The organism is Mesorhizobium sp. M1163 (assembly GCF_040318415.1).
In the GTDB taxonomy this organism is placed as follows: domain Bacteria; phylum Pseudomonadota; class Alphaproteobacteria; order Rhizobiales; family Rhizobiaceae; genus Mesorhizobium.
Genome location: NZ_JAMYMF010000036.1, coordinates 69468 through 78959, shown reverse-complemented (window position 1 = coordinate 78959; position 9492 = coordinate 69468). Strand labels below are relative to the sequence as shown.

The 9492-nt window shown below is 63.0% G+C and carries 8 protein-coding genes; 4 read left to right on the top strand and 4 right to left on the bottom strand.

The genetic code is table 11. From position 1 onward, the window contains the following. Positions 1-235 precede the first annotated feature (235 nt). Positions 236-733, bottom strand: coding sequence for a GFA family protein (locus NKH43_RS28400; RefSeq protein ID WP_023717363.1), 498 nt, complete (start codon positions 731-733; stop codon positions 236-238). A gap of 90 nt (positions 734-823) precedes the next feature. On the opposite strand from NKH43_RS28400, the gene NKH43_RS28395 reads away from it, so the two are divergent. Then, positions 824-1147, top strand: coding sequence for a TfoX/Sxy family protein (locus NKH43_RS28395; protein ID WP_352481176.1), 324 nt, complete (start codon positions 824-826; stop codon positions 1145-1147). Between the two features lie 34 nt (positions 1148-1181). Here NKH43_RS28395 and NKH43_RS28390 read toward each other — a convergent pair whose 3' ends face one another. Further along, positions 1182-2114: a carbohydrate kinase family protein gene (locus NKH43_RS28390; protein ID WP_352860944.1), complete on the bottom strand. Its 933-nt coding sequence runs from the start codon at positions 2112-2114 to the stop codon at positions 1182-1184. Between the two features lie 276 nt (positions 2115-2390). On the opposite strand from NKH43_RS28390, the gene recA reads away from it, so the two are divergent. The 3 genes from recA to NKH43_RS28375 all read left to right on the top strand — a co-directional run bounded on the left by recA (position 2391) and on the right by NKH43_RS28375 (position 7275). Then, positions 2391-3488 carry a recombinase RecA gene (gene recA / locus NKH43_RS28385; RefSeq protein ID WP_023717366.1) on the top strand — a complete coding sequence of 366 codons (1098 nt, stop codon included), beginning with the start codon at positions 2391-2393 and terminating at the stop codon, positions 3486-3488. A 259-nt stretch (positions 3489-3747) separates the two neighbouring features. Further along, the gene (gene alaS, locus NKH43_RS28380) at positions 3748-6414 is read left to right on the top strand and encodes an alanine--tRNA ligase (RefSeq protein WP_352860948.1); all 2667 of its coding nucleotides are present in this window, start codon (positions 3748-3750) and stop codon (positions 6412-6414) included. A 66-nt stretch (positions 6415-6480) separates the two neighbouring features. Next, positions 6481-7275 (top strand): PhzF family phenazine biosynthesis protein, encoded by a 795-nt coding sequence (locus NKH43_RS28375; protein WP_352860942.1) that lies wholly within the window; start codon positions 6481-6483, stop codon positions 7273-7275. Positions 7276-7503: 228 nt separating this feature from the next. On the opposite strand, the gene NKH43_RS28370 is transcribed toward NKH43_RS28375, so the two are convergent. Both NKH43_RS28370 and NKH43_RS28365 read right to left on the bottom strand, forming a co-directional pair. Beyond that, the gene (locus tag NKH43_RS28370) at positions 7504-8130 is read right to left on the bottom strand and encodes a glutathione S-transferase family protein (RefSeq protein WP_352860940.1); all 627 of its coding nucleotides are present in this window, start codon (positions 8128-8130) and stop codon (positions 7504-7506) included. Positions 8131-8141: 11 nt separating this feature from the next. Then, the gene (locus NKH43_RS28365; protein WP_023717370.1) at positions 8142-9353 is read right to left on the bottom strand and encodes an NADP-dependent isocitrate dehydrogenase; all 1212 of its coding nucleotides are present in this window, start codon (positions 9351-9353) and stop codon (positions 8142-8144) included. Between the last annotated feature and the right edge of the window lie 139 nt (positions 9354-9492).

Here is a 9492-nt window from a genome sequence, read left to right as displayed (position 1 = left end):
GCTAAACACGGGGGCTGCGCGGCGGACACGCCGACGTCACAGCTACTGCCACGCCATTTTTGCAGAACTTGACGCACACAACTCGATGGGGAGAAGAGGCTGGCGCCAGCGCTGGGCGACTTCCTCTCCCCTCGGGGAGAGGTCGGATTGCCCCGGATTGCCCTTCGCAATTCGGTTGGCAATCCGGGTGAGGGGGCGCTTGCCCATACGCGATAGCGAACGGGGAGAAGAAACGCTAATCCACCCACATCCCGGTTCGTTTGTGCCAGTCGGCGATCGACTCTTCCGGGTAGACATCGAAGACCTTGTCGCCCTTGCCGATATCGGGCTCGACCCAGTTCGCCTTGTATTTCAGCATCAGATGCACCTTCTCCGGCGGCTTCGGCAGGTTTGTGTCGATTGCCGAGGCAAACGGATGCACCAGCTCCGGCCAGGTTGGATCGTAGAGCCAGAGTGCCGTCCCGCATTTCGTGCAGAAGTTCCGTTCGCCCGTCGAGATCTCGCGTTGCGGGTGCTCGTCGTCCTCGATCTCGGCCCGGTAGACGCCGAGATGGCGCTTGCCCTCGATTTTCAGCGTCTCGTAATCGGCGCCGAGATTGATGGCGAAACCGCCGCCGCCCTGCTGCTTGCGGCAGATCGAGCAGTAGCACAGCATGAACGGCACCGGCGTGTGGCTTTCCACCTCGAAACGCACGGCATTGCACCGGCAGGACCCTTTGAGCAGAAGCGGCATGAAAAACTCCGATGAAACTGATTCTGAACTTGTCAGGATGGTGCCGGTAGCGGCGATGACAAGGGGAAATCCCGGTGACATGATCGCGCCATGGACAACGAGCGCATAGAAGAGCTTTTCGAAGTGCTCGGCCCGGTCAGCATCCGCAAGCTGTTCGGCGGCAAGGGCATCTATTTCGATGGCGTCATCGTCGCCATTGTCATCCGTGGCGAATTGATGCTGAAGGCCGACGCCGAAAGCGCCCCGGATTTCGAAGCGGCCGGCTGCCGGCAATGGACCTATACCGGCTCGCGCCACGGAAAGCTGGTGTCGATGCCCTATTGGAGCGTTCCCGACAGCGCGTTCGACGATCCCGACGAGATGGCGATCTGGGCGCGCCGCGCCTACGAGGCAGGACGGCGCGCCGGCAAATAGGCTGCACCATGCTTCGGCAATTCTGGGCCGCATTTCACGCCAGGTTCCGCGCCTCGGGCACGAGCGCCAGCGCTTCGGCAAAGCCGGCGCTGGTGAAAGCGGCGCTCTCGACGGTGAGCATAGCTGCGGCAACGCCTTCGCACAGTGCCGCGCGCAGCGTCAGGCCGCGCAGCCGGGCGGCGATCGTGGCACCTGCCAGCGCGTCGCCGGCGCCGCTCATATCCGCCCGCTTGTGTATCGGCGGTGGCAGGATCAAAAATGCGCCGGTTTCGTCGAAACCGAGCACTGGATCATCGCCGGCGGTGACCGCGCCGCTCTTCAGGCCGGCGCGTCTCAGCCCGTCGACGACGCCTTGATCGTCAGCATCGATGTCGACGCCGGCGAGCACGCCAGCCTCGTGCCGGTTCATGAAGGCGAGTGCCAGAAGATCAAGCACCGGCGTCAGCCGCGCCGCTTTGCTGGGCGAGACGGCAAGCGCAAACACCGGCTTGCCGGCGGCGAGTGCCGCCAGCCGCGCCACTGCGGAAGACGGCAGGTTGGCGTCGCACAGCACCGCGTCGGCCGAACCGATCGCGTCTCGCACCTTGGCGCGGCGGATCTGCTTGGGAAGCGCCAGCTCGTAGAGCACCATGTCGGCAAGGCCGGCGATCAGCCCGCCGTCGCTATCGACCAGCATCGTATGGCTTGGCGTCGCGCGGTCGAGGAACACCGCCGACAAATCGGCAATGCCGGCGTCGGTGACGGCGCGTAAAACCGTGTCGCCCAGGGCATCGCCGCCGCGCACCGAAAGCAGCGAGGCCGAGACGCCGCGCCGCACCGCACAGCGCAAGGCGTTGAAGGCGGCGCCGCCGACATGCTCGCGCATCGTGCCGGGATTGGAAGCGGCCGGCACGAAGGCGCCGGCAACCCGGCCGCGCCGCTCGATATAGGCGCCACCCACGGCCAGGATCGTCGGGGATTTCATCATGCCGGCAAAATGCCCTTTGCTGTGCCCCGGGAGGAGACTAGGTCGCCGGGCGGAACCCTGCAATCGCGGGTGCGATTCGGATGGTGACGGCAACGGCGCCGCATGCGAGGCGGGATACGTCCGGAAGCAAAATTGCGAAACAAAAATAGAACAAATATGGATATCCGTTATTTTTCAAATCCTTGGGCTCATTGACAAATGAGAACAAACGAGGTACATTCTTTTAAGGATTGCGGGATTGTCCGGCCTCCATTGACGACCACGGGGTGATGTATCATGGCTCAGAATTCTTTGCGGCTTGTAGAGGACAAAGCGGTGGACAAATCAAAGGCTCTGGATGCGGCGCTGTCGCAAATCGAGCGTGCCTTCGGCAAGGGTTCGATCATGCGGCTCGGCGCGAACGAGCAGGTCGTCGAGATCGAAACGGTGCCGACCGGCTCGCTTGGGTTGGACATCGCGCTTGGCGTCGGCGGCCTGCCGCGCGGCCGCATCGTCGAGATCTACGGACCGGAAAGCTCGGGCAAGACGACGCTGGCGCTGCACACGGTGGCCGAAGCCCAGAAGAAGGGCGGCATCTGCGCCTTTGTCGATGCCGAGCATGCGCTCGATCCGGTCTATGCCCGCAAGCTCGGCGTCGATCTCGAAAACCTGCTGATCTCGCAGCCCGATACCGGCGAACAGGCGCTGGAGATCTGCGACACGCTGGTGCGCTCCGGCGCCATCGACGTGCTGGTGGTCGATTCGGTGGCGGCGCTGACGCCGCGGGCCGAAATCGAAGGCGAGATGGGCGATTCGCTGCCCGGCCTGCAGGCCCGCCTGATGAGCCAGGCACTGCGCAAGCTCACCGCCTCGATCTCGCGCTCCAACACCATGGTCATCTTCATCAACCAGATCCGCATGAAGATCGGCGTCATGTTTGGTTCGCCCGAGACGACGACCGGCGGCAACGCGCTGAAATTCTATGCCTCGGTCCGCCTCGACATCCGCCGCATCGGCTCGGTCAAGGATCGCGACGAGGTCGTCGGCAACCAGACCCGCGTCAAGGTCGTCAAGAACAAGCTGGCGCCGCCCTTCAAGGTGGTCGAGTTCGACATCATGTATGGCGAGGGCGTCTCCAAGACCGGCGAGCTGGTCGATCTCGGCGTCAAGGCTGGCGTGGTCGAAAAGTCGGGCGCCTGGTTCTCCTATAATTCGCAGCGTCTCGGCCAGGGCCGCGAAAACGCAAAACTGTTCCTGCGCGACAATCCCGACACGGCGCGCGAGATCGAATTGGCGCTGAGGCAGAATGCCGGATTGATCGCCGAGAAATTCCTTGAGAACGGCGGCTCCGAAAGCAGCGACGACGGTTTCGAGGACGACGCCGGGGCGATGTAGGAAAAGCGACGCCTCCCGGAGCGTCAGCCAGGTTTGGATTTGATGTTTTGATTTTGAGTTTGCGTAATCGGTACATTTTGAACCGCCGGCCCCGTGCCGGCGGTTGGCGTTTGCCGGCGAGTCAGACGCATTTCAAAGCGCCGGTGAAAGCCGGGATTTGAGCCCATTTGGTGTTTCTGGACAGGCTGCGGTGCGACCGCTAAAAGGCCATGTCTATTTTCCGCCGGCAGCCGGCGGTTCTCTCGAAAAGGCAGTATTCATGAGTGGCGTCAACGAGATCCGGTCGGCATTTCTCGACTATTTTCGCAAGGAAGGTCACGAGGTCGTCGCGTCGAGCCCGCTAGTGCCGCGCAACGACCCGACGCTGATGTTCACCAATGCCGGCATGGTGCAGTTCAAGAACGTTTTCACCGGTCTGGAGAAGCGGCCCTATTCGCGTGCGACGACTGCCCAGAAGAGTGTTCGTGCCGGCGGCAAGCACAACGACCTCGACAATGTCGGCTACACCGCGCGACACCTGACCTTCTTCGAGATGCTCGGCAATTTCTCCTTCGGCGATTATTTCAAGGAGCGCGCCATAGAGCTTGCCTGGAACCTGATCACCAGGGAGTTCGGGCTGAAGAAGGACAAGCTGCTGGTCACCGTCTATCACAACGACGACGAGGCCGCCTCCTACTGGAAGAAGATCGCCGGTCTTTCCGACGATCGCATCATCCGCATCGCGACCTCGGACAATTTCTGGGCAATGGGCGACACCGGACCTTGCGGGCCGTGTTCGGAGATATTCATCGACCGTGGCGAGCACATCTGGGGTGGCCCTCCCGGCAGTCCCGAGGAGGATGGCGACCGTTTCCTCGAATTCTGGAACCTGGTGTTCATGCAGTATGAACAGGTGACGAAGGACGAGCGCGTCGACCTGCCGCGTCCGTCGATCGACACGGGCATGGGCCTCGAGCGCATGGCCTCCATCCTGCAAGGGGTTGAAAGCGTCTTCGAGACCGACCTGTTCCGCCACCTGATCGACGCTGCGTCGTCGGCGCTTGGCCGCGGTCCGGATGCGGACACCGTCGCATCGTTCCGCGTCATCGCCGACCACTTGCGTTCGTCCTGCTTCCTGGTCGCCGACGGTGTGCTGCCGTCCAACGAAGGGCGGGGCTACGTGCTTCGTCGCATCATGCGCCGCGCCATGCGCCACGCGCAGTTGCTCGGCTCGAATGAGCCGCTGATGTGGAAGCTGGTGCCGGCGCTGGTCCGCGAGATGAGCCAAGCCTACCCGGAACTGGCGCGCGGCGAGCAGATGATCACCGAGACGCTGAAGCTTGAGGAAACTCGTTTTCGCAAGACGCTGGTGCGAGGCTTGGGCTTGCTTTCGGAGGCGACGGAAAAGTTGGTCTCCGGCGACATGCTGGATGGCGAGACAGCGTTCAAGCTCTACGACACCTATGGCTTTCCGCTCGATCTGACGCAGGACGCGCTGCGCCAGCGCAACATCTCGGTCAACCTTGCCGGCTTCACCGAGGCGATGGAGCGGCAGAAGGCGGAGGCGCGCAAAAGCTGGGCTGGTTCCGGTGAGGCCGCAACCGAAACGGTATGGTTCGCGGTGCGTGAGGAGAACGGCGCCACCGAATTCCTGGGCTATGAGACCGAGCAGGCGGAAGGCCTCGTCCAGGCGCTGGTCAGGGACGGCAAGACCGTCGACAGTGCCGGCAAAGGCGACGCCGTTGCCGTGGTTGTCAACCAGACGCCGTTCTATGGCGAGTCCGGTGGCCAGATGGGCGATACCGGCGTCATTTCAGGCGACGGGTTCTCGATCGAGATATCCGATACGCAGAAGAAGGCCGATGGGCTTTTCGTCCATGTCGGCAAGGTGGCCAACGGCACGGTCAAGACGGGCGCGACCGTCGAGCTGAGGGTGGACCACGCGCGCCGCTCCAGGCTGCGCGCGAACCATTCCGCCACGCATCTGATCCATGAGGCGCTGCGCGAGGTGCTGGGTACCCATGTGGCGCAGAAGGGCTCACTGGTCGCGCCCGAGCGTCTGCGCTTCGACATCTCCCACAACAAGCCGATCTCGCCGGACGAGCTCGAAGAGGTCGAGCGCATGGCAAACGAAATCGTCGTTCAGAATAGCCCTGTAACCACGCGCCTGATGTCGGTCGACGACGCCATTGCCGAAGGCGCCATGGCGCTGTTTGGCGAGAAATATGGCGATGAGGTGCGCGTCGTTTCGATGGGCACAGGCCTGCATGGCGCCAAGGCCAACCGGCCCTATTCGGTCGAGCTATGCGGCGGCACCCATGTCAGGGCGACCGGCGATATCGGCCTGGTGCGCATCGTGTCCGACAGCGCGGTCGCTGCCGGCGTGCGCCGCATCGAGGCGTTGACCGGCGAGGCGGCCAGAAAGCATCTCGACGAGCAGGACAAGCGGCTGAAGGCGGCCGCCGCCGCGCTGAAGATTTCGCCGGCCGATGTGCCGGCCCGCGTCGAGGCACTGCTCGACGAGCGCAAGAAGCTCGAAAAGGAGCTGACCGAGGCGCGCAAGAAACTGGCGCTCGGCGATCGCTCGCCAGCCGGTGTGCCTGCGGAAAACGAAACGATTGCCGGTGTCGGTTTTCTCGGCAAGGCGGTATCGGGCGTCTCGCCAAAGGATTTGAAGCCGCTGGCCGATGCCGGCAAGAAGTCGCTCGGCTCCGGCGTCGTCGTCTTTGTCGGCGCCGGCGAGGACAACAAGGCGAGCGTCGTCGTCGCGGTCACCGATGATCTGACCGGCCGCTTCAGCGCAATCGATCTGGTGCGCGTCGCGTCCGCGGCATTGGGCGGGCAGGGCGGCGGCGGTCGACCCGATATGGCCCAGGCGGGCGGCCCGGACGGCTCGAAGGCCGAAGACGCGATCGCTGCGGTGAAAGCGGCTCTCGAGGCGGCGTGAACCTGCACCGGGGGCGGGCACGGCCGAAATGGCGCGCCGCCCAGCGGACATCCTTGAGGGCCTGATATGCCGACGCTGACGATGTATCAGGTCGACGCCTTTGCCGAACAGGCCTTCCAGGGCAACCCTGCCGCCGTTCTCCTTTTGGAGGAGTGGCTGCCGGAGCAGGTAATGCAGGCCATCGCCAACGAAAACAATCTTGCTGAAACCGCGTTTGTGCGGGCGAATGGCAAAGGTTGGGATTTGCGCTGGTTCACGCCGGTCCATGAAGTCGACTTCTGCGGCCATGCCACTCTTGCGGCCGCCCATGTGCTGACCACGGAATACAGTGGTCAGGGCGAAATGGCCTTCGCCACCCGGGTGGGCGAACTGCGGGTTTCCCGGCGGGAAGAGACCTATCAACTCGATCTGCCCTGTTTTCCGCCGCAGCCCATCGAGGAAGAGTTGAAGTCGGCCCTGCAAGCGATATTGCCTCTGGTTCCGGTTGCAGGGTTCCGCAATTTCGAGAACCTGTTTGTCGAGCTTGACGACGAGACAAGCGTGCGATCTTTCGTTCCCGATCTGCTCAGGATCGGACGTTTTCATCCTCTCGGCTTGGTCATTACCGCGCCTGGGCAGGCCCATGATTTCGTCTCGCGTTATTTCGTGCCCGGAGCGGGCATTCCCGAGGATCCGGTAACCGGTTCAATTCATGCGACGCTGGTGCCTTACTGGGCTGAAAAACTCGGCAAGACGCATCTATCGGCATTCCAATGCTCGCAGCGCGGCGGGCATTTGCAATGCGAACTGGCCGGAGATCGTGTGCTGATCACAGGCCGTGCGAAGACCTTCATGAAGGCGGAAATCTACCTTCCCGATTGAGCGGCCTGGCTCGGGTTCCTCGCCCCGCTTGCGGGGAGAGGTGGCCGCGAAGCGGCCGGAGAGGGGCCTGCGCCATCAGACGAAAAGGAAGCCTGTATCGGACATATGCAAGACGTTCGAGGAGGGGTGCCGAGTTCCCCTCTCCGTCTCGGCTTCGCCGAGCCACCTCTCCCCGCAAGCGGGGCGAGGAACCCAAGTCCTGCCAGATTGCCGTGCCCTGGAGCCGGTTTACCCTGCCTTTTCGGTGTTCGCAAAACTCGGGCGTTGAGTGATGTGCGCATACCAATCCCGGATCCCGGCAAACTCGGCCAGCAGTTTTCGCCCCTCGGCGACCTTGGCGAAATAGCCGATGATCGGTGCGGCGTGCAGGTCGGCCAGCGTCAGGTCCGTCCCCAACAGCCAAGGCCCTTCGGCTTTCAGCGAAGACAGCGCCTGCAATGCCGTTCTCGCCTGCCTCAACCCGTTGGCGATCACGGCATCGTCGGGCGGCGTTTTTTCCAGCCGCTCGACAGCGACATCCCAGACCATGGCCCTGTAGGCGTAGGCGTCGAGCAGGCCGGTGATCTGGTTCATGCGTGCTCGAGGCCGGGCTCCGGCCGGCTGCAGCGCCGGGCCGTCAAAGGCCTCGTCGACATAACGGGCAATCGCGCCGGTCTCGTAGAGGCGAAAGCCGTCATGCTCGAAGGCTGGGATGCGGCCGAACGGCTGGTGCTCGAAATACCAGCCGGGAATGCCGTCCGCGGCAAAGATGTCGAGGGGCACCAGCTGGTAGCCGGCGCCCTTTTCCTCGAGCACCAGCCGGACGATGCGCACATAGACGCTGTAGTCCCCGCCGTAGACGACCGGCTTGTCCATGTCGAAGGAGCTCAGGCCATCGCCTTCTGCAAATTCTCGTCGATCTTGTCGAGGAAGCCGGTGGTCGAAAGCCATGGCTGGTCGGGGCCGATCAGCAGCGAAAGATCCTTGGTCATGAAGCCGGACTCGACCGTCTGGATGCAGACCCTTTCCAGCGTCTCGGCAAAGCGCTTCAGTTCGGCATTGTCGTCGAGCTTGGCGCGGTGGGCGAGGCCGCGCGTCCAGGCAAAGATCGAGGCGATCGAATTGGTCGAGGTCTCCTCGCCCTTCTGGTGCTGGCGATAGTGGCGGGTGACGGTGCCGTGCGCGGCTTCCGCCTCGACGGTCTTGCCGTCCGGCGTCATCAGCACCGAGGTCATCAGGCCGAGCGAGCCGAAGCCTTGCGCTACCGTGTCCGACTGCACGTCGCCGTCATAGTTCTTGCAGGCCCAGACATAGCCACCCGACCATTTCAGGCTCGAGGCCACCATGTCGTCGATCAGCCGGTGCTCGTACCAGAGCTTCTTCGCTTTGAATTCTGCTTCGAACTCCGCCTCGTAGACCTCCTGGAAGATGTCCTTGAAGCGGCCGTCATAGGCCTTGAGGATGGTGTTCTTGGTCGAGAGGTACACGGGGTAATTACGCAGCAGGCCGTAGTTCAGCGAGGCGCGGGCGAATTCGCGGATCGACTCGTCGAGATTGTACATGGCCATGGCGACGCCGGCGCCGGGTGCGTCGAACACATCGTGCTCGATCACCTGGCCATCCTCGCCGACGAACTTGATCGTCAGCTTGCCCTTGCCGGGAAAGCGGAAGTCGGTGGCGCGGTACTGGTCGCCGAAGGCGTGGCGGCCGACGATGATCGGCTTGGTCCAGCCGGGCACCAGCCGCGGCACGTTCTTCATGATGATCGGCTCGCGAAAGATGGTGCCGCCGAGGATGTTGCGGATGGTGCCGTTCGGCGACTTCCACATCTTCTTCAGCTTGAATTCCTCGACGCGCTGCTCGTCGGGCGTGATCGTCGCGCATTTCACGCCGACGCCGTATTTCTTGATGGCGTTGGCCGAATCGATGGTCACCTGGTCGTTGGTGGCGTCGCGGTGCTCGATGCCGAGATCGTAATATTCGAGCTTGAGGTCGAGATAAGGGTGGATCAGCTTGTCCTTGATGAACTGCCAGATGATGCGGGTCATCTCGTCGCCGTCGAGTTCGACGACCGGGTTCGCCACCTTGATCTTCGCCATGGAAAGAATGCCTCGCTTTTGGGGAACGGAACGGCCTTGCCCGCACGGCTGCCGACCCTGGGATGCGGCCCGTATATCAAAGGCTTTTTGGCCGTGCAAACGGCGAACCGCGCCGTAGTGCCGGCATTCTTTGCGAAAG